The organism is Methylorubrum thiocyanatum (genome assembly GCA_014138645.1).
Classification (GTDB): Bacteria; Pseudomonadota; Alphaproteobacteria; order Rhizobiales; family Beijerinckiaceae; genus Methylobacterium; species Methylobacterium thiocyanatum.
On record JACJIB010000007.1, the window covers coordinates 1 to 17159 of the forward strand.

Annotated in this window: 17 protein-coding genes and 1 tRNA gene; 11 read left to right on the plus strand and 7 right to left on the minus strand. The window is 67.6% G+C overall.

Going from position 1 to position 17159, the window contains the following annotated elements; translation table 11 throughout:
- Window positions 1–647 precede the first annotated feature (647 nt).
- From HNR51_RS18740 to HNR51_RS18750, 3 genes are all read left to right on the plus strand, one after another.
- The gene (locus HNR51_RS18740) at window positions 648–1079 is read left to right on the plus strand and encodes a YeeE/YedE family protein (RefSeq protein WP_182555980.1); all 432 of its coding nucleotides are present in this window, start codon (window positions 648–650) and stop codon (window positions 1077–1079) included.
- On the plus strand, window positions 1076–1534 hold the full coding sequence (locus HNR51_RS18745) for a YeeE/YedE family protein (protein ID WP_182555981.1): 459 nt from the start codon (window positions 1076–1078) through the stop codon (window positions 1532–1534). The genes HNR51_RS18740 and HNR51_RS18745 overlap by 4 nt, the downstream gene beginning before the upstream one ends.
- 123 nt (window positions 1535–1657) lie before the next feature.
- Window positions 1658–1734 (plus strand) — tRNA-Arg (locus HNR51_RS18750).
- Window positions 1735–2013: 279 nt separating this feature from the next.
- Here the strand turns inward: HNR51_RS18750 and HNR51_RS18755 are convergent.
- Window positions 2014–2367, minus strand: coding sequence for a hypothetical protein (locus tag HNR51_RS18755; RefSeq protein WP_182555982.1), 354 nt, complete (start codon window positions 2365–2367; stop codon window positions 2014–2016).
- A 92-nt stretch (window positions 2368–2459) separates the two neighbouring features.
- Between HNR51_RS18755 and HNR51_RS18760 the strand changes: the two genes are divergently transcribed.
- Genes HNR51_RS18760 through HNR51_RS18770 form a run of 3 tightly spaced genes read left to right on the plus strand, consistent with a single transcriptional unit; the run spans window position 2460 to window position 5826 of the window.
- Complete coding sequence (locus tag HNR51_RS18760; protein ID WP_210280151.1) at window positions 2460–4025, plus strand: recombinase family protein; 1566 nt, start codon at window positions 2460–2462, stop codon at window positions 4023–4025.
- Window positions 4022–4921: a plasmid partitioning protein RepB C-terminal domain-containing protein gene (locus tag HNR51_RS18765; protein WP_182555983.1), complete on the plus strand. Its 900-nt coding sequence runs from the start codon at window positions 4022–4024 to the stop codon at window positions 4919–4921. The genes HNR51_RS18760 and HNR51_RS18765 overlap by 4 nt, the downstream gene beginning before the upstream one ends.
- A complete protein-coding gene (locus tag HNR51_RS18770; RefSeq protein ID WP_182555984.1) occupies window positions 4918–5826 on the plus strand; it encodes a plasmid partitioning protein RepB C-terminal domain-containing protein in 909 nt (302 codons plus the stop codon). Before HNR51_RS18765 ends, HNR51_RS18770 begins: the two co-directional genes overlap by 4 nt.
- 17 nt (window positions 5827–5843) lie before the next feature.
- Here HNR51_RS18770 and HNR51_RS18775 read toward each other — a convergent pair whose 3' ends face one another.
- The 3 genes from HNR51_RS18775 to HNR51_RS18785 all read right to left on the minus strand — a co-directional run bounded on the left by HNR51_RS18775 (window position 5844) and on the right by HNR51_RS18785 (window position 8584).
- A complete protein-coding gene (locus tag HNR51_RS18775; protein WP_182555985.1) occupies window positions 5844–6359 on the minus strand; it encodes a hypothetical protein in 516 nt (171 codons plus the stop codon).
- A 10-nt stretch (window positions 6360–6369) separates the two neighbouring features.
- Entirely contained in the window at window positions 6370–7167 is a 798-nt protein-coding gene (locus HNR51_RS18780; RefSeq protein ID WP_182555986.1) for a hypothetical protein, read from the minus strand.
- A gap of 118 nt (window positions 7168–7285) precedes the next feature.
- Window positions 7286–8584, minus strand: coding sequence for a flagellin N-terminal helical domain-containing protein (locus tag HNR51_RS18785; RefSeq protein ID WP_182555987.1), 1299 nt, complete (start codon window positions 8582–8584; stop codon window positions 7286–7288).
- 241 nt (window positions 8585–8825) lie between these two features.
- Here HNR51_RS18785 and HNR51_RS18790 point away from each other — a divergent pair, with 241 nt between their 5' ends.
- Genes HNR51_RS18790 through HNR51_RS18800 form a run of 3 tightly spaced genes read left to right on the plus strand, consistent with a single transcriptional unit; the run spans window position 8826 to window position 11476 of the window.
- Entirely contained in the window at window positions 8826–9824 is a 999-nt protein-coding gene (locus HNR51_RS18790; protein WP_182555988.1) for a helix-turn-helix domain-containing protein, read from the plus strand.
- 7 nt (window positions 9825–9831) lie between these two features.
- Window positions 9832–10833, plus strand: coding sequence for a helix-turn-helix domain-containing protein (locus HNR51_RS18795; RefSeq protein WP_182555989.1), 1002 nt, complete (start codon window positions 9832–9834; stop codon window positions 10831–10833).
- Window position 10834: 1 nt separating this feature from the next.
- Entirely contained in the window at window positions 10835–11476 is a 642-nt protein-coding gene (locus tag HNR51_RS18800) for a PilZ domain-containing protein (protein WP_239681420.1), read from the plus strand.
- Window positions 11477–11578: 102 nt separating this feature from the next.
- Here the strand turns inward: HNR51_RS18800 and HNR51_RS18805 are convergent, their stop codons facing one another.
- The 3 genes from HNR51_RS18805 to HNR51_RS18815 all read right to left on the minus strand — a co-directional run bounded on the left by HNR51_RS18805 (window position 11579) and on the right by HNR51_RS18815 (window position 13754).
- Window positions 11579–12820, minus strand: a complete 1242-nt coding sequence (locus HNR51_RS18805) for a relaxase/mobilization nuclease domain-containing protein (RefSeq protein ID WP_182555990.1) — start codon at window positions 12818–12820, stop codon at window positions 11579–11581.
- Entirely contained in the window at window positions 12817–13116 is a 300-nt protein-coding gene (locus HNR51_RS18810; RefSeq protein ID WP_182555991.1) for a hypothetical protein, read from the minus strand. Before HNR51_RS18810 ends, HNR51_RS18805 begins: the two co-directional genes overlap by 4 nt.
- A 170-nt stretch (window positions 13117–13286) precedes the next feature.
- Window positions 13287–13754 carry a hypothetical protein gene (locus tag HNR51_RS18815; protein WP_182555992.1) on the minus strand — a complete coding sequence of 156 codons (468 nt, stop codon included), beginning with the start codon at window positions 13752–13754 and terminating at the stop codon, window positions 13287–13289.
- A 1177-nt stretch (window positions 13755–14931) separates the two neighbouring features.
- On the opposite strand from HNR51_RS18815, the gene HNR51_RS18820 reads away from it, so the two are divergent.
- A complete protein-coding gene (locus tag HNR51_RS18820; RefSeq protein WP_182555993.1) occupies window positions 14932–15393 on the plus strand; it encodes a hypothetical protein in 462 nt (153 codons plus the stop codon).
- Between the two features lie 104 nt (window positions 15394–15497).
- The gene (locus HNR51_RS26965; protein ID WP_182555994.1) at window positions 15498–17045 is read left to right on the plus strand and encodes a tyrosine-type recombinase/integrase; all 1548 of its coding nucleotides are present in this window, start codon (window positions 15498–15500) and stop codon (window positions 17043–17045) included.
- The last annotated feature ends 114 nt before the right edge of the window (window positions 17046–17159 follow it).

Below are 17159 nucleotides of genomic sequence, written 5' to 3' on the forward strand. Positions count from 1 at the left end.
GATGAAGTCCGCGGCCGGATCGAAGTCCGCCGCCAGCGGTCCGCGGCGTCTAGAGCCGGCGAACCGTCCTGTCAACCGCCCCGCGAAAGCGCCACTGCGCCGGAGACGACCAACACCCCGAGACGAGAAGGACAGCGATCGCCCGATCCAGTCACCCGGATCAGCTCCGCTCCACCAACAATCCCGAAGACCGTCGAAGCTCTCGGCCACCCAGTGGTGGACCGCGGCGCCCCGTCGGTGAAAGGGGGTATACGGAGCCCGGCACGCCTCGTCAATCGGAAAATCGCAGAAAGCGCGAAAGACGCCGCCACGGCCTTTCTAAGCGCCGCGCAGAGGCCTTCTGACGACGCATCCTTCTGCCTCGAGCTGTGAGCACTCATCCTCCAGGATGTTCGTGGCAGGATGTTCGTGGACTTCGGCCATCCCGGTGGAAGAGGCTCGTGCCATCGGCACTCCACCACGCTGCCTTCGCTGGGCGAGGACGCTTGCCGCTTCGGTCCTCCTCTCGGCAGGTTCGACCACTGGAGAAGGCATGGGGACCGAGCGCGCAAGCGGTGCTACCGAGTGGGGCGTATCGCCGGACGGCTCGTGATTCCCAGCCGAGCCTGGGGGGCGACCGCCTCGTTCGAACAGATCGGAGATCGGGAATGACGACCTTCCTTGCCCCTCTCGCGGGCGGTGCACTGATCGGCACGGCCGCGGCACTCCTGCTTCTCGCCAACGGACGCATCGCCGGGATCAGCGGCATCGTCGGCGGACTGCTCGGGTTAAGCGGCCGCGAGGCCGGCTGGCGGATCGCCTTCCTCGTCGGCCTTCTGCTCGGTCCGGTCCTGTTCCGGCTGGCGGCCGGACACGGACCGGACGTACGCCTTGGAGCTCCCCTGAGCGCCTTCTGGCCGGTGCTCGTGATCGCGGGCCTGCTCGTCGGATACGGCACGCGGCTCGGCTCCGGCTGCACGAGCGGCCACGGCGTGTGCGGCCTTGCGCGGCTCTCGCCGCGCTCCTTCGCAGCGGTCGCCACCTTCATGGCCACCGCCATGATCACCGTGTTCCTGGTCCGGCACGGAGTGGCACGATGAACCTCCTCCGCTCGGCGACCGCGCTGGTCAGCGGCCTGCTCTTCGGCTTCGGCCTCGCCCTGTCGGGCATGATGGATCCCGAGAAGGTGCTCGGCTTTCTCGATATCGCGGGGGCGTGGGACCCGAGCCTCGTCTTCGTCCTCGGCGGCGCGGTCGGCGTCTCGGGACTCGGCTACCTGATCCGGGCGCGGATGGCGCGGCCGTTGCTCGCCCCGCGCTTCGAGATCCCGACGACATCGAAGCTCGATGCCCGCCTCATCGGCGGTGCTGCGCTGTTCGGCATCGGCTGGGGGCTTGCGGGCTTCTGCCCCGGCCCGGCTCTCGCCGGCCTCGTGCTCGGCCTGCCGCCCGTCGCCGTGTTCGTCGCGGCGATGCTGGCCGGCATGCTGCTTCACCGCCTGTCAGCCGGTGGATGGCCTGTGACCCCGCCGCGCCAGGGTGAGCTTGGGCGCTGATCCGCCCCTGTCGGACGCAGCCCGGGAAGAGGCGCCCGGGCTCTATTCCGAGGGAAAAGCGCGCGGTGGCGGCGAGGCTTGACCCCGGCTCGGTCCCGTGCCTTTTGGCCCTCGTGGCACGCAGACTCCGTAGCTCAGCTGGATAGAGCAGCCGCCTTCTAAGCGGCAGGTCGTAGGTTCGAGCCCTACCGGGGTCGCCAGCATTTACAGTCACTTAGCGAAGCACCTCGGCCTTTGGGTATCGGCTTAGGACAGCCTTAGGACAGTGTCGATCCTTCGGTCGGAGGCAAAGCGCTAGCTGGAAGGCGTGCCACGGGCAGAAATCGCCCAGCATAGTGGGGTGGTAGCTCCGTGAACGCTGCTAACCTCGCCTCCCACGCGGGGGGGCCTAGGGGCCATCCTCAGGGAATCCCGCGCTTATCTTCGGGTATTTCGCATCTTCCCGTACCCGGTGGATGACCGAGATCCTCCTCGCTGCATCAGGGCATCTCATCAAGGGCGGCCAGGGCCCGTCGTAGGCGTTCGCGCACATCCGCCGCGGCGACCACGGACGCGACCTCCTTCCGACGCGCCAGGACTAGGAGCGCAAACAGTACCTCTTCCGATCGCTCGGTCAGCGCCACGAGATGTTCACCGCTCGGGGCATACCGTCCGGCTAACCAGTTCTTGGCGGCCCGCTCGCTGGCCCCCGTCCACTGCGCAGCCGTCTTCACGGCTGCGTGTGTGTTTCCGAGTTCCCGCCGCAGTGCCCCAGCGATCTCCGTGGCCACCGTCCGCCCGGATCGCCGTCGACCGGCCCGGGGAAACTCATTGCCCTCTTTCGGAAACGACATTCCCGACCTCCTACGTCTAGGTTCGGAAGGGAATTGCTTCCGGCCGCGTGGGTGCCCCCTGCCGTAAGCTGCACATGAGCGGAGGCCGTCGGTTGAGGTCGATCCGTAGAGGCATCGCCCAGGACCACTACCCGCACGGGCCGAAGCGGGCGGCCGCCTACGTGCGTATGTCGACCGAGCCGCAGACCTTCTCGCCGGAGAACCAGCTTGCGCTCATTCGGCGCTACGCCGAGGAGCGGGGTTTCGAGATCGTCCGAGTCTACGAGGATGCCGGCCGCAGCGGGCTGACGCTGGAGGGGCGGGACGCCATGCGCCGGTTGTTGGCCGACGTCGAGTGCGGACGGGCCGATTATGAGGCGATCCTCGTTTACGACGTCAGCCGTTGGGGACGATTTCAGGACGCCGACGAGGGGGCGCATCACGAGCACACCTGTCGCAAGGCAGGCATCACGGTCCACTACTGCGCCGAGCAGTTCGACAACGACGGCAGCATCGGGTCGACGCTGCTTAAAGCGGTCAAGCGCGTGATGGCCGGTGAGTACAGCCGGGAACTGTCGGTGAAGGTCTTCGCCGGGCAGTGCCGCTTGGTCGAAAAGGGTTACCGCCAAGGAGGTATGGCGGGGTACGGCCTGCGCCGCCTGCTCATCGACGAGCACGGCGCGACCAAGGCCGAACTGCGCCATGGCGAGCGTAAGAGCCTGCAGACCGACCGGGTCATCCTCGTGCCGGGGCCCGACGCCGAAGTGGCGACGGTTCGGCGGATCTACGCCCTGTTCGTCTCAGGGGAGCCGGAACGCGCCATCGCCGAAAGGCTCAACCGGGAGGGAATCTCGACCGACCTCGGGCGTCCGTGGACGCGGGGAACGGTGCACCAGATTCTGACGAACCCGAAGTATGTCGGCGACAACGTCTACAACCGCGTCTCTAACAAGCTAAAGCAGCGGCGGGTCACGAACGCCCCGGCGCTCTGGGTCGTCGCCAAGGGGGCATTCAGGCCGGTGGTGGACGCCGAGGCTTTCGAGCGCGCTCGCACCATTGTCGAGGATCGAAGCCGCCGCTACGACGACGCGGAACTGCTCGACCTGCTCGCTCGGCTCCTGCGCGCGACCGGCGCGCTGTCGAGCCTCGTCATCGACGAGCGCGAAGACATGCCGTCGAGCAGCGTCTATCGACGTCGCTTCGGAAGCCTTCTGCGCGCCTATCGCTTGGTGGGCTACGCGCCCGACCGGGATTATCGTTACATCGAGGCGAACCGGCACCTGCGCGCCCTGCATCCCGAGGTCCTCACCGCTGTGAGGACCGGCCTGGAGCGGGCTGGCGGCACCGTCGCCTGCGACCCGGTCACCGACCTGCTCGACGTCAACGGCGAGTTCACCGCCTCCGTGGTCATCGCCCGCTATCGCAGTACGGCCGCAGGCTCGGCGCGCTGGCGCATCCGCCTCGATAGCGGGCTAGCGCCGGACGTGACGGTCGCGGTCCGCATGGACGCAGGCAACGCAGCGCCGCTGGACTATTACGTCCTACCCCGCATCGACATGACCGAGTCGCACCTGCGCCTCGCCGAGAGCAACGGGCTCTCCCTCGACGGCTACCGCTTCGACGACCTTGGCTTCTTCTTCTCGCTCGCGGCACGAGCCAGCTTCACGGAGGCGGCATGACGGAACGGGTCAGCAGACGAATCGCCACGATCCCAGTCGACCGGATCACGGTGCTCAACCCGCGTTCGCGCGAGAAGCAGCGTTTCCGCGAAATCGTGGAAAACATCGGCAAGGTGGGCCTGAAGCGCCCGATCACGGTCACGCGGATCCCGTCTACAGACGGGCAAGAGGCTTACGGCGTCGTTTGCGGCGAAGGACGGCTGAAAGCCTGCATCGACCTCGGCGAAACGACGGTCGCCGCCATCGTGATCGAGGCGAGCGAGCAGGACTGCTTGGTCATGAGCCTCGTGGAGAACTGCGCCCGCCGCAAGCATCGGCCCGCGGACCTTCTACACGATGTAGGTGCCCTGCGGGGGCGCGGCTACACGGACACTCAAATCGCGGCGAAGATCGGGTGTACGCCGCAATGGGTCTCCATGGTCGGGGGCTTGATCGAGCGCGGCGAGGAGCGGCTGCTGTCGGCTGTCGAGACGGGGATCCTTCCCGTAAGCGTCGCCGTCGAGATCGCCAAGGCGGACGAGACGGGGGTTCAGGCCCTTCTGGCGCAGGCCTACGCTGAAAAGAAGCTGTCCGGCGGGAAACTGATCAAGGTCCGCCGCCTGCTTGAAGCGCGCCGGAAGCGTGGTCGGGAGGCCGACGCGAACCCTTTCGGGCGGAAGGAGACACCGCGGCGGCCGACATCCACGGCCGCGCTGCTCAAGGTTTTCCAGCAGGAGGCCGGGCGCGAGAGGGTGCTGGTCAAGAAGGCCGAACTCACGCAGTCGCGCCTAATGTTCGTGGTCGAGGCCATGCGCAAGCTCAGGGGTGATGCCGCCTTCGTGGCGTTGCTGCGAGCGGAGCGGCTCGATGCCATGCCGGCCGATCTCGACGACCGCGTTTCCGGGAGGGCGACATGAGCGAGAAGGGAAAGAAGGCGTTCGTGCTCGGGTTCGAGCCCGAGATCGTGGTCGTGCCGATCAATGCCCTGATGCCGGTGAAGACCCTGAGGCCGACCGTCAAAGCCAGCCACAAGTACACCCAGATCGCGCAATCCATCCGGGAAATCGGCGTCGTGGAACCACCGGTCATTGCGCGCGACGCTGCCGCCCCAGGGCGCTACCTCCTGCTGGACGGTCACCTCCGGGTGGAGATCCTCAAGGACGCAGGGCAGACGGAGGTCGAGTGCCTCGTCTCCAAGGACGACGAGGCCTTCACCTACAACCGGAGCGTCAGCCGGGTCTCCCCCGTGATGGAGCGCGCGATGATCGTGCGTGCGATGGAACGAGGCGTGCCACAGGAGAAGATCGCGGCCGCCATGTCGATGGACGTCGTCAGCATCAAGCGCCGCGTGAAGATCCTCGACGGGATCTGCGAGGAGGTTGTGGGCCAACTCGCGGACCGTCACTGCCCGCTGTCGGTCTTTGACATCCTGCGGAAGATGAAGCCCCTCCGGCAGATGGCCGCGGCCGACCTCATGATCCAGCACAACAACTACAGCGTGGCGTACGCCTCGGCGATCCTGGCCGGAACACCCCAATCGGAACTCCTGGCGGGTGCGAAGGCCAAGCCGAAGGGCGTGACGCCGGCCGCGATGGCCCGCATGGAGCGCGAACTTGAAAACCTGCAGATGTCCGTCGGCGCGATCCAGGAGACGTTCAGCCGCGACAACCTCCATCTGACGGTGGCCAAAGGCTACCTTTCCCGGATGCTCGCCAATCAGGAGGTGCATCGGTTTCTGGCCTCTCGATACCCGGACCTACTCGAATCATTCCGCACGGTCGCGGAGGTGACCTCTACCTTGCCGGCAGACGAGGCGGCCTGAGACATGACAGTATTCGCTTAGGCAGCCCTCATCTGCCTGTAGGCCGCCCTCTCAGCCCTCGGCTTCAGCACGCCTTCCTCGTACCCCCGCTCGAATGTCTGCCGGGAGTAGTACGCGGCGAACGTCGTCGAGGCGCCGAAGAAGACGAACGCCTGGATGATGCCGAAGACGCCAATTCCGAGCAGGGGCAGCATCAGGACGCCGATCACCAGGAATTTTATCCCCTGGCGACGGAGGTAGTCGCTGTACCCATCGTGGTACCACTCCTCCGTGGCGGACTTGATCCCGTAAGGATAGGCCCGCTCCTCCTTGCCCGAGAACCAAATCTCAAGCTCCGTCCCCCGGTCCATCGCCTCGTTGATGATCAGGGCGGCCTCCGCCTCGACCAGCATGCCCTTCAGGAACCGGGTCTTGCCGGCATCGGTCCTGATGCGCACCCCCGTCCAGACCTCCCGACCCGACGGATTGGTTTGCAGGTCACCCAGAGCGACCGAGCCGATGCCGAGGAAGGTGCATTTGATGACTTCGTGCATGGTGCGGCCTTCAATCGTCGAGGAGGTATGTGAACAGGAGGGAGGTGTGCGGGCTCTGGGCGGAGTAGCCGATGACCTCGCAGCCACGCCGGACGGGACCGGCGCCGCGCAGGGTCAGCGTGTAGTCGTGGTCGGAGTACCGGCCGCGCACCGGGTAGGGTGCGGGCGGGCAGCCCTGCTTGAAGGCGTAGGCGGTGCCGTGCGCACCGCCGCCGGGCTTGAGGGAGCCTCGGAACAGCACGCTACCGACGCTCACCGCAGGGCGTAGGGACGCTCTGGGATCGCGATAGGCGATGATCCCGGCTTCGGGGTCGATCATGACCATGCTGCCGTTGTGCATCCACGGCCGACCGGTCGGCTCGACCTTCGGCAGCGTCGGCGCCGCCGCCCCTTCAGAGCTCCGCTTGATGGTTGGGAGGCCGGATGCGCAGGCTGGGTTGCCGACCTCAAGCCTGCCCTTGCCACCCTGGAGGTCGTTCTCCGGCTCGATGACGGACACGTCACCGATGGGCGGTGCGTTGCCACTCCAGCTACCCTGGGCGAGCATGGCGGTGCCCGAACCGGTGACCGCGGAGACCTCGCCCGTCCCCGGAGCGCGCGTCTCGCAGCGGACGTCGACTAGCCAAAGGGCGCGGCCGTTCCGCACCTGCCCGTCGTAGGAGAATGTCACGACGGTGCGGACCGTGCGCCCATGGCGGGTTTGCGAGGTTTCGGCGGCCCACTGGTCCTTGATCGGGCCGGCACGCGCCGCCGAAGGACCGATGACGGTTGCCAGAAGGATCAGCGACAGCGTTCTTGCCGAGGTCACGGGCGGCTTGTCCTGCGGGGAGGTCGGGTGATGCGAAGGTGTGAACGGGGCTGACGGAAGCCCCGGCCCGTGCGGGATGAGCGACCCAGCCAGCCGCCGGGTCGCATGGGGCCGAGGCTCAGCGCAGGAGCTGGAGGATGCCCTGCTGGGCGGTGTTGGCGAGCGAGAGCGCCGAGACGCCGAGGGACTGCCGGGTCGACAGCGCCTGGCTGTTGGCCGCCTCCTCGTTCATGTCGGCGTTGACGAGATTGGCCGCGCCGGTGTCGAGGATGTTGCCGACCTGCCGGCTGAAGTCCTGGCGCACCTGCACGTTCGACAGGTTCGAGCCGAAGCCCGATTGCAGGCTCTTCAGGCTGGCGAGCGCGGTCTTCAGCGTGTCCTGCATCGCCGACAGGCCCTTGTCGGTCTGGATGTTAAACTCGCCGGTCGCCGCAGTGCCGTTCACCGCCTTCGACACGCCGAGGCTGTCGGCGGTGAGCTTGCGCCCGGCGATGGTCAGCTTCGACTGGTCGGACCCGGTCTTCTCGTTGAAGATCACGCTCAGCGCGTCGCCACCGAGCAGGTTGGTGCCGTTGAAGCCGGAATCCTTGGCGATCTGGTCGATCTGGGTGCGCAGGTCGTTGAACTGCGAGGCCAGCGCCGTGCGGGCCGCCGACGTCTTGTCGTTGGTCAGGCCGGTCGTGTAGGCGCCCGCCGTCAGGCCGAGTTCGTCGTTGCCGTTGCCGCTCTGGGCATCCGTCAAGGCGGCAGCCGCGGTCGCGCCGCCGCCGATGCCGACCTTGAGCTTGTCGGAGTTGCCCGTCACCGTGAGCTTGCCGGCGTCGTCGACCGCGGCCGTGGCAAGGCCCGAGGCGTTGATCGCGTCGACGAGGTCGCCGACCGTCGAGGTCGGGGTCAGGGCGCGGGTGAAGGTGTTCTCGCCGTCCGTCAGCGTGACGGAGAGAGCGGCTCCGGAGATGCCGAGCGCCCCGGCCGCCGTGTCGCTTGGGGGAGCGGCGGTCCCTCCGAGCGCCATGTTCATCACCGTCGTACGCAGGCTGGTGCCGGCGGCCTTCGCCTGGGCGGCGGTGGCGAGGGCCGTCCCGGTCACGGTCGGCCGATTGGCGGCGGCGTCGGACTGGGCCTGCGCGATGGTCGATTGCAGCGACTTCACGAGGTCGGCGATCTTCGAGGCACCGGTGTTGGCGGCCTGGATGGTCTGGATGCCGTTGGAGATGCCGTCGAGCAGGCCCGACAGGGCGGAGGAGCGGTCGGAGAGGCTTTGGGCGGTGAAGAAGTTCACCGGGTTGTCGAGAGCCGAGTTGACCTTCTTACCCGTCGAGAGCCGGTTCTGGTTCGTGGCAGCCAGGGCGGCGGTGTCCTGCAGCGAGAGCAGGTTCTGACGCGTCGCGGCGGACAAGGTGATCGATGAGGACATGGAGCGAGGATCCTTGCGTGTCCGACGCACGATGTCGGATGCCCCAAATGCTCTCTTCTCAAGGTTTATTGGTGGGTAATATTTCTTCCATGCTTAGATGTATTGTGTCTACTATCGTCCCGACTATGTCTACTGACGTCCCGTTCCAAATTTCAGTGCGCTATTCGCGGTGTTTTTCGAGGCGGTGCTTGACCTCACCTCACCGGTGCTGAATGGAGGGGGCCAAGTGGGGGGCCTCGGGATGCAGACAGAGGCGGTTGAGACGGACTTTTCGCTGATCGACGACGAGCGCCTCCGTAGGGAGGCCTGGGTTCGGGCGATTGCGCCGGTCTACGAAACGCAGATCGACAAGATGGCTCCGGTCCCGCGGACGGTAAGCTTTCGTTCGTGGAAGCTCGGGCACGTGCTCTTCAACCACATGCGAGCTTCTGCCCAGGCGGTCGAGCGGACGCGCTCACAGATCGCGACGCAGGGTGTGGATCATGTCGTCTTGCGCCTCTACACGTCCGGGCGCACCGGCATCGACACCGCCGACGGCGAAGCCGAGATCCCCCGTGGGGGAGTGGTTCTGTTCGATCTCGCGCAGCGTGCCCGCTCCGTCACCCACGAGATGGAAGGGCTGAATCTAGCCCTCCCACGCAGACTGTTCGACGTCCGCGTCGGTGAACTCTCCGCGCAGCATCTTCGCATCTTCGACCAGGAGGGTGCTCCGCTCATCCGCCTACTCGGCGACCATATGCACAACGTCTGGAAGAGCATCGACGGCCTGGACGCATGGCAGCGAACGCTTGTGTCCTCGGCGACGGTCGCCCTTTGCAATGCCGCGTTGACGCCGACCTCCGATAGCGCCCACAACCGCCCGGCAGTCGCCGCCATCGAGATCCGACAGTTCATCGAGGCCAACCTTGGACGGTCCGACCTCGGCGTGGAGATACTTTGCGCCCGTTTCGGGCTGTCGCGCACGCCAGTCTACGCCCTGTTCGAGGCCGATGGGGGCGTGATGACCTACATCCGCAACCGGCGTCTCGCCCGGGCCATGCGCATGCTGTCCGGGGTCGAAGAAGGGCCGTCCCGCATCTCCGGCGTGGCCTATGCCTGCGGCTACGAAAACCTGAAGAGCTTCAGCAAGGCCTTCCATTCACGCTACGGCGTGAACCCGCGCGAGATCGACGTAGGCCACCGGATCGATGCCCACCGGGAGAGCGGCGCGACCCTTCTGTCTTGGATCAGGGAACTCTGAGGGGCCTATGGAGCCGGACGTTATCGACCCGGGTATTTCCGGCCTCCAAGACGAACGCCTTCGGCGGGAGGTCTGGATCGAGACGGTCGCGCCGATCTGGACGGCTGCTCCGGACCGTACGGCGGCGAGCCCCTGGCAGGCCAGCTTCCGCGGCTGGAAGGTGGGCGGCATTCATCTCTACAAAACGTACTCCTCACCCCAGACCGTGGAGCGGACGCGGTCGCAGGTCGCGACCCTCGCCGTCGATCACGTCTATCTGCAGCAGCACCTGACCGGACATTCGAGCGTCGAGGTGGCGTCCGACGAGCAGGCGATACCAGCCGGGACCATCGTCTTGGTCGACATGGCGCAGCCCGTCTTCGGTCGCTCGACGACGAGCGTTGACGGGACCAGCCTCTGCATTCCTCGCCGCCTATTCGATAGCCGGGTGGGGGAAGTGGGGCGGCTGCACAGGAGCAGGTTCGCCCGGACCGGGAACCCGCTGAACAAGCTGCTCTCGGACCACATGCGGAACATGCAGGACTGCCTGGATACGTCGGACGAGGCACAGAGAACCATGCTCGCAACAGCGACGGTCTCGATATGCAACGCGATGCTCACACCCGCTTCGGACAGCGCCTACAACCGTCCGGCCGTCGTCGCTATCGAGATCCGACAATTCATCGAGGCCAATCTTGGACGGTCCGACCTCGGCGTAGAGATGCTCTGCGCCCGTTTCGGGCTATCGCGCACACCGGTCTACGCCCTGTTCGAAGCCGATGGAGGCGTGATGACCTACATCCGCAATCGGCGCCTTGCGCAGGCCATGCGGATGCTCTCCGGGGTCGAGGAGGGACCGCCCCGCGTCTCCGGCGTAGCCTACGCCTGCGGCTACGAGAACCTGAAAAGCTTCAGCAAAGCTTTCCACGCCCACTACGGCGTGAACCCGCGGGATGTCGGAACGGGCCATCGGGTCGATGCCTATCGGGAGAACGGCGCGACATTGATGTCCTGGATGAAGGACCTCTGAGATGCGCGGCCCGGAGATCGGTCACGCTGCCGAGGGTCATTCCGCCGCTCCGGTCTGGGAGCCGATGATGGAGGGAGCCGGCACGACGAGCCGGGCCTCAGCGGTCATGTTGCCCGGACGCATCCTGCTCCCGCAAGGCGAGGAATGCACCTGCCGCTTCCTGTCGTCGGGCGACGACGATCTGCGCGCCGTCATCGAGAGGGACGTCGCTGTCGGCTCCCGGGTCGTTTGCCACGTCGATGGGCTTGGCGTCGTCGACGCGACGGTCAACCGCGTTTCGAGTGACGGCCTTCGACTGTCCCTGCAAGGGTCGCCGAACCGCAAAGCTCGCCTCGCGATGCGGCTTGCTTGGCATCGGGCCAGGCTAAACGGCCAAGCGGACAGGAGAGGCGCCGACCGGGTCACGCCCCTCGACCCGGTCGTCGAGGTGGCCCTGGCGGACGGAACGAATGTATCGGCCCGGATCGCCGACTTGTCCGCGACCGGAGCGGCGCTGGAGATGGCGGTGCCACCCCCGATGGGCGCTCCCCTGACCGTGGGGCGGCGTCGCGCTCATGTCGTCAGGCGCACGGATGCCGGGGTCGCCATCCGGTTCGTGCTGTCGCTCCGACCCGAGGACGTCACCGCCGATATCCGTCTCTGATCCCATGTCCGGCGGGCCGATGTAGGCCGGCGTGGGCTCCGGCACTTCAGGAATCCCGTAGCCATGACAGGTGCACCTTCGCCCTGGCGACGAGAACGAACATCACCGGAGCGGAAGTCCCCAAATGTCGGTGAGCCCCCAGAGCGCCAAGCCGCGCCGCTGACGGTCCGCGGCGATGTCGTCGAGGCGTTCGGACGCCTTGCGCGCACGCTCGGCGGCACCTCGGTATCGCTCCTGCGACACGTCGAAACCAGAAAGATGCCTGCGCATCACCGCGCGGCGGGCTCCCGAGGCGGCACGGAGCCGTTCGAGCGCAGCGCCCGGACCGTCTCGGCCATGTCCGCCACCGCCACCGTCAGGTCGGACAGCGCCTCCACCATGTCGTCGAAGCCCGACCCCTCCGATTCCGGGGGCGCCAGGGCCTCCAGGATACCCTTCAGCAGGGCCTCCATCGCGGTAAGGCGCTGCGTGATCTGCTGGTCTTCCACGTCCCACTCCTTCGAGGCTGAGCCCGGCCAATCGTTGCCTCACCTCCGCCGCGGGAATGCGTGCCCCCTCGACGCGGCGTGTCGCAGCGCCGACGAGGCGGGTCACGGGGTGAACGGTTCCGCTGGCGTCGACGACGACGGGACCGGCCCGTCCCAACCGCAATTCGAGGCCGCGAGCCCGAAGGGCGGTGAGGAAGCCCGGCCCATCCGCCGTCTCGCGCCAGGCCGCCAGTGTCAGCCGGCGCAAGTCGTCGAGCGCGACCCCGGTGCGCTCCTCGATCAGGCGCTCCCGTGGGGTGAGGCGCGCCACCGGCCGCTTCGCTTCGGTGGACCCGGAGGCGACGAGCCAGTCGGCCACGCCGGAGTGGCCTTCGCGCCGAAGGCTATGGGCTACCGTCCGCGCATGCTTTGAGGGCACCGGCGCCAGCCCGAACTCGCATTCGACGATCCGGCCGCACTTCTCGCGGCGGGCATAGTCCCAGGACAGATCGACCACCGCGCCCGACGGACGGACCAAGCCATAGGCGCGATGCTCGTGCAGGCGACCGCCCTTGGCGTGCTCGACGCCGCAATAGGGCTGACCGGTCATGCCGAACTCGGTCTCGAACAGGGTCCAGAAGCGTGCCCGGGCCGCGGCGTTGTCGGCGATGGCCGGATCGGGGCTGCAGTAGACGTGATAGACAGGTCGGTCGGTGCGACCGCCCGCGGACTGCGCCACCAACTCGCGGAGCTGCTCCGTCAGGGTCGTGCTCCCGAGGCCGCGCGTCGGGATCACGACGACCTCGTTCTCGGCCTTCAGGAGGTGCCGCGCCAGGGCGCCCCCACGCCCGGTACCGCGGGTCGCACCTGAGATCACGGTTCCGCCTGCCCCAGGGCGAGGGGAATCAGATGCGTGCGCGCCGCTTGCAGGCGATGGGCTGCTTCGGCCTCGTCCCTGGCACGGACGGCGCTGCCGGCTTCTGCGAGTTCGCGCAGGGCTGCGGCGACGGCGGCTTGATGCGCCTCCGGGATCCGTACCGGCCGGCCACTCCGCGCATCGTCGGCGGACTGCAGGTCGAGCCGTTCCAGCAGGAGCCGTCGGACCCAAGCGCCTCCCGTGAGGCCGTCCCGGCGCGCGGCCCGGCCGATGGCTGCGCTGAGTTCACCGCTCATCCGGGTCACGAACCTTACGTGCAACCCACTCCTCCGCTTCTTCACGCCGGCCAGCGGTGCGGGAGCGGGACCGGTTCGGGGCGGGACAGGTGGGAGGGGCAGGATCGGGCGATACGGTGCGTCGTGCATGGCGATGGTGTCTTGAGGTTTCCGTTCGGGGGGGAGCGGGCTCACCGTCCGGGCGGCGGCCCGGCCGTCGGAGCGGTGGGGACGAGATCCGGGCCCCCGCCACCCTCGTCCCCGCGACCGCGTCGGCGGAGCGCTCGCTCCAGGGCGGCATCGCGATGGGCCTTGATCGCGGCCATGACCGCGGGGGGCACGACCAGCGGCGCCGGTGGGGGCATGTGGTAGCGACGGGCGCGGGCCGCTTCCGCTTCCAGGGCGGTAAGCGCGCGTTCCCACATCGGGATGTCCTGAAGCATCCATGTGGCTGCGGCCTCCCGCTCGCCGCTCTCCACGAGAACCGGCTTCGCCCGCCATGCCGGAAGCCCGACCAGGCGCCGAGCGCGCTGCCAAGCCCAGATCTCGCCGCCCATGCCGAGGTAGAGACGTGTCATCTCATGGGCGCTGAGGCTGTCGATGAGACCGGCGTCGAGGGCGCGCGCGTAGTCGCGGGTCGCAGTCGCCAGGGACGGCACGCGCGTCCGGCCGGGCGTCTCGGCCGAGGGGGCGACGCACAAAGGCAGGATCGCAACGGAGGGTGAAGCGGCGGGAGCCGCGGTGCGGCGACGTCGGAAGCGCGAGAACATGGTGACCGGTCCCGGCGCCCGGGGGCGGACGCCGCGCACGCGATGAAAGCACCCTCGCTCTATATTCCTAGTGGGATGCCATCTTTTCCTTCGACAATGTTGTCTGAGAGTTATCTCGGATTTTTCGATAAAATGCGCCATACCGATCCGACAAAGGCGAATTGGCATGCCATTCTTAGCTGCCTCTCAGGCGACGTGCACAGGCCGAATCGGCGCATTTGCATAGGAACAAACGTTCTATTCATCCATGAAGTGGGATGCCAACTATGGCTTGCGCTTCGATACTAGGGCGCGCCATTTGGCAGAACGGATCTGCACTGGAACAATCCAGCCTCGACCAGAACGAGGCTCAACGATGCACCCGACCCTGACGACGCTCTTCCGATGGATTGGCTTCCTGCCGCCAAGCATTTCATCGGGACCCCGCAAGCCCCGTTTGGACCGGGCAGTCACGCCGCCGCTCGCGGTAGCCAACCGGGGTTCCGCTCCAGTCCGGGACCGGTCTGCGCATGAAAGTCACGTTGAGCCAGCCATGGCCGGCATGCTGACGCATGCCGTCCAAAGGACGCCGCCTGCGGCGGCATCCCCAGGGCTCCCGCCCATGGACCCGGTAACGATCCTGTCGCGCACAAACGACCTGATTCCCGCGCCGTCGTCGCGGCAGACGACAGCCGCGTCTGAGCAGGACCGCGAAACCTTGGCTGTCGCCGCAGAAGCCCTGCCAACGAGGCAATCAGGGCCTGAAGCGGCTCGACCGAATCGGCCGATTGAGCACGCCGCCGATGCCAAAACGTCGCAGGCCTGGCCCGATCCGGACAACGGTAATCCTTGCCCTGAGCCGGTGCCATCAATGGTTCCACGGCACCAAAATGAAGGATTAAATGCGCGCGAACCGGTCTCGGAGGGATCGCCCCCCGACGACGTGCAAAAGGTGGTTTTTCCTGGCACGTCTGGGACTTCCGAGCGACCAGGGTATGACGCTCGCAAGGACGGTACACTCGATCCTTGCGCCAGCGCGGTGACTTCCGACGAGGGCGGCGCCCAGGGTTTGGTTGGGATCGCCCCGGTGCCCGAGGCCGCGGTTGACCTGCCGGCCGAGCGGAGTCTCCATCGTGCGGGAGAGGCGACCTCGCCGAGGCGCCGCATTCCCCCGCGGGTCTCGGCGAGGCCGCGCAGCGAGGAGTGGACCGATGACGAGCTTCTGACCCTGCCCGAGGCCGCGGCGCTTTTCTGGCCGGACGGTCCGATCACCACGAACACCCTGCGGACGGCCGGCCACCAAGGCACGCTGGCCATCACGAGGGTCGCAGGCAAGTTCTTCACCACCCCGATGGCGGTGCGCCGGATGGGGGCGGAGCACCCGGTCCCAGTGGCGCGGACACCGGAGGCGGTGCCGGACGTCTCGGCGCAGGCGCTGTTCCAGGTGAAGCTCGCCGAAGCGAAGCGCCTCGGGCGCGAACGCGCACGCCCCAAGCGTGCCGCGGAGAGACCTGCCGCGCCGGCCCCCAAGGGCAGGGCGGGGCAGTAGGCGGCGGACACGGGGCGCGTTCAACTTGGCGGAAGATCCGCCCCGCGTCCTCCTTCCCACAACGCCCGCACGCGTGCGGACTAAGGAAGCAGGACCCTAGAATCGTGCGAGAGACGATGCAAGCGGGCGCCCTCGCGCGCGCCGCCGAGGAAATTCGCGCCGCGCTGATGACAACCGCGGCGGCCATCCCTGAAATGGACCGCAGGCGCGGCCCGGCGCCGAAAGGCCCGCACCTCGTCGAGCGGCGCTCCCGCACCGACCCGGACAAGGTCACCCTGTACATCCGGGACGGGCGAGACGAGACCTCGACCCGTCTTCCGCCGGAGCGCCGCGCCGAAGCCGAGACCCTGCTCGACCTGTATCGGCTGCAGAAGGGAGCACGGGAGCGGGGCATCATCGGCCCCCGGATGGTGCCTGTCGCCGCGGCCTTGGCTCATCTCCTCGACGCAGCCCGGCCCCCGCGCGGGGCGCCGGACACCGAGCATGCCAAGTACGCCGCCATGGCAACCCGGCTGGCGACCTTGTCGCGCTACTTCGACAACGCCGTCTTCAAGGACGTCACGACGGCGCGGTGCAAGAAATTCATCGAGTGGCGCACCGAACAGCCGGACGCCCGCTACCGGCCCGGCAGCCCCGATGCGCCGCTGGCCACGGAGGCCAGCGCCCGCGAGGATCTCTTCGAACTCAAGAAGGCGATCAACCTCTACGCCGACGAGAACGCCCTCGCCTGGCATCCGGAAGTCTACGTGCCGAAGTCCGGCCCGGGTCGGACGCGTTGGCTCCGGCGCACCGAGGTCGCCCGCATCCTGTGGGCGATCCGCGGCAGGGTCTGGGACGTGGCGACCCAGGACTGGAAGCGGGAGACCGTCGTTGACGATACGGGCAAGGTCGTCACCCGCCATGTGATGCGCGATCCCGAGATGATTGCGAACCGAAAAGTTCTCCGCCGCCTCGTCACCCTCGGCCTCTACACCGGGACCCGAGGCGGAGCCATGCGGGACCTCCGTTGGGAGTGCTCGGCGGACGGAGGCTGCATCGACGTCGACGGGCGCTACATCCACCGGCGCGGGTTCGGCCTCGATCCGAGCAAGGGAAAGCCGCGAGCGAGTTCCCGCATCTCCCGCAAGCTCGCGTCGACGGTGGCACGTTGGCGGCAGGCCGACCAAGCCGCAGGCATCGACTACATCATCCACCAACCGAACGGCGAGAGGTACCTGTCCACCCCGATGTGGTTGTGGAACTCCGTGATGGCCGACGCCGGCATCGGCAGCGACGTGGTGAGGCACACCCTGAGGCATACGGCGGCGACCTGGCTACGGATCGCGCGCGTCGACGTGCGCGCCGCCGCCGACCTGCTCGGCATGAGCATCCAGACGATGGTGCGCATCTACGGGCAGTGGACCCTGGAGGGCCAGGACGACGCGGCCGACGCGCTCGCGAACGGCGCCGGGGTCAAGGCCGCGACCTTCTTCGGGGTCCCGAGGCCGGCTCCCGCGCCGGACGTGCTTGCGCCTCCGGTCGGAGATCCGCCGCGCGCGCACCCCGTCGTCGCACAGCGGCGCAAGCGCGACCATGTCCGCGCCAACGGTGCGAGCCTGCGGGCTCGGGTCGGTTACGAGCCGGCAGGCATTCGGGGCGGCAAGCCCGCCTAGGAGGCTGCCCAACCCTCGGCAATGACCGCACGCTGGCTATTAGACCGGATCCTTCCGGATGGGCGCCCGCGGGTTGGCAGGGGGCCGTCCGGCACCGTCATTCCCCGCCCCACG

Coding starts and splice junctions, on each gene's coding strand:
- HNR51_RS18740 (WP_182555980.1), top strand. CDS start 648: ATGACGACCTTCCTTGCCCCTCTCGCGGGCGGTGCACTGATCGGCACG.
- HNR51_RS18745 (WP_182555981.1), top strand. CDS start 1,076: ATGAACCTCCTCCGCTCGGCGACCGCGCTGGTCAGCGGCCTGCTCTTC.
- HNR51_RS18755 (WP_182555982.1), bottom strand. CDS start 2,367: ATGTCGTTTCCGAAAGAGGGCAATGAGTTTCCCCGGGCCGGTCGACGG.
- HNR51_RS18765 (WP_182555983.1), top strand. CDS start 4,022: ATGACGGAACGGGTCAGCAGACGAATCGCCACGATCCCAGTCGACCGG.
- HNR51_RS18770 (WP_182555984.1), top strand. CDS start 4,918: ATGAGCGAGAAGGGAAAGAAGGCGTTCGTGCTCGGGTTCGAGCCCGAG.
- HNR51_RS18775 (WP_182555985.1), bottom strand. CDS start 6,359: ATGCACGAAGTCATCAAATGCACCTTCCTCGGCATCGGCTCGGTCGCT.
- HNR51_RS18785 (WP_182555987.1), bottom strand. CDS start 8,584: ATGTCCTCATCGATCACCTTGTCCGCCGCGACGCGTCAGAACCTGCTC.
- HNR51_RS18790 (WP_182555988.1), top strand. CDS start 8,826: ATGCAGACAGAGGCGGTTGAGACGGACTTTTCGCTGATCGACGACGAG.
- HNR51_RS18795 (WP_182555989.1), top strand. CDS start 9,832: ATGGAGCCGGACGTTATCGACCCGGGTATTTCCGGCCTCCAAGACGAA.
- HNR51_RS18800 (WP_239681420.1), top strand. CDS start 10,835: ATGCGCGGCCCGGAGATCGGTCACGCTGCCGAGGGTCATTCCGCCGCT.
- HNR51_RS18810 (WP_182555991.1), bottom strand. CDS start 13,116: ATGAGCGGTGAACTCAGCGCAGCCATCGGCCGGGCCGCGCGCCGGGAC.